Origin of the sequence: Loigolactobacillus rennini DSM 20253 (genome assembly GCF_001436505.1) — a bacterium.
In the GTDB taxonomy this organism is placed as follows: domain Bacteria; phylum Bacillota; class Bacilli; order Lactobacillales; family Lactobacillaceae; genus Loigolactobacillus; species Loigolactobacillus rennini.
In genome coordinates this window covers 1-1,552 of the sequence record NZ_AYYI01000012.1, presented here as the reverse complement: position 1 = coordinate 1,552, position 1,552 = coordinate 1, and the positions used below count along the sequence as shown (strand labels likewise).

General features: G+C 46.6%; 1 protein-coding gene. It reads left to right on the top strand.

What is annotated here, in order from left to right; all coding sequences use genetic code 11:
- The first annotated feature begins 137 nt into the window (after positions 1-137).
- Entirely contained in the window at positions 138-1,376 is a 1,239-nt protein-coding gene (locus FC24_RS02015) for an ISL3-like element IS1165 family transposase (protein WP_057873206.1), read from the top strand.
- Positions 1,377-1,552: the final 176 nt, after the last annotated feature.

Genomic DNA, 1,552 nt, shown 5'->3' with positions numbered 1-1,552 from the left:
GGGTCTAGAATTTTTGGTGTTGGAAAGTATTTCCATTCCAAAAGTACTAGGCCCTTTTTGATAACAAAAAAGGCATCTAAGCCTCCCTAGTGCTATGCTTTAAGCGACGAAACTCAAGATAAGCGGGGTAGGAATAGATGTCTCAACTAGATAATACACTTAAATTACTGGGAATTACAGACACAAACATTCAGGTGTTCGGTACTCGTGAGGAATTTCATGGTCGGGGCTCGGGTCGCAAAAAGTATTTGGTCATCCAGGCAGAGCTTACCTACACACTCAGGCGCTGTCCCAGCTGTGGATACAATACGTTGCACCCTAACGGACACAAGCTCACTCATGTCCACATTGCAGGACCCATGGACCGGCCCGTAATTCTAGAGCTAAACAAGCAACGCTGGCGTTGTAGTAACTGCCATAGCACTTGTACGGCCACCACTCCAGTGGTATCAACCAACCACGCCATCGGTCACGGACTAGCGACTCATGTGCTGAAGCTAGCCAGTAAATCACTCCCGGCTAAGACCATCGCCAGTCTCACCGGTATTTCGACAAACTCAGTTCAGCGTATTTTGACGGCTAATATTCATCCACACGCGAGCCGCCGGTTACCGATTAATCTATGCTTTGATGAATTCCGTTCCACGCACGGCTCCATGTCGTTTATTTGCATTGACGCTGACACTCACAAATCAGTTAAAGTACTTAGCGACCGCCTTAATAGAACCATCAAACAGTTCTTTCTTAGTCAGTACAGCACCGCAGAACGGGCCGCGGTTCAACGCGTCATCATGGACATGAACGCCTCCTATCAGGCATTCGTGCACGAACTATTCCCTAACGCCGAACTCATTATTGATCGGTTCCACATTATTCAATTAATGGGCCGGACGATGGATACCATTCGCACTCAATGTTTAAAGCAACTCGACAAGCATTCGCGGGAATATAAAGTGCTGAAATCACTATGGCGCCTATTCCACAAGGCCAACCCTGACGCACAAAAGAGCCGCTACCTCTTCGGCCTGAATGAGTACTCGACCGAACAGAACGCTATTGATATTGGAACCGATACGTTTCCGGCCTTCAAAACAGCTTATGAAACCTACATCGATCTCCACGATGCTTTGATGGGGCGTCACGCTGATGAACTCAAGAATATCATCACTAACTATCAGCCTAACGGCACGCCCCTAGATACGGCCATGCATACCCTACGAAAGAATCTTAATGGAGTAATTAACGCCGCCAAATCGTCCTACTCTAACGGACCGATAGAGGGCATCAACCGTAAGATCAAGGAGCTCAAACGTGCTTGTTATGGCTTCTCCAATCAGGCCAATATGTTCACACGCGTCTACCAGCTGATTGCCTAGATTATCTACCACAATAACGTCACGATGGTAGGCTTATTTGTTATGCCTTCAAGTACGATATTCAGACAACACACCAGATTAAACGCCGCAACTAATAAAACAACAAAAAAGATCTCCCACACGAGGAGATCTCCAAAGGATAGAAACTATCCTTCAACACCATTTGACAAACTTCC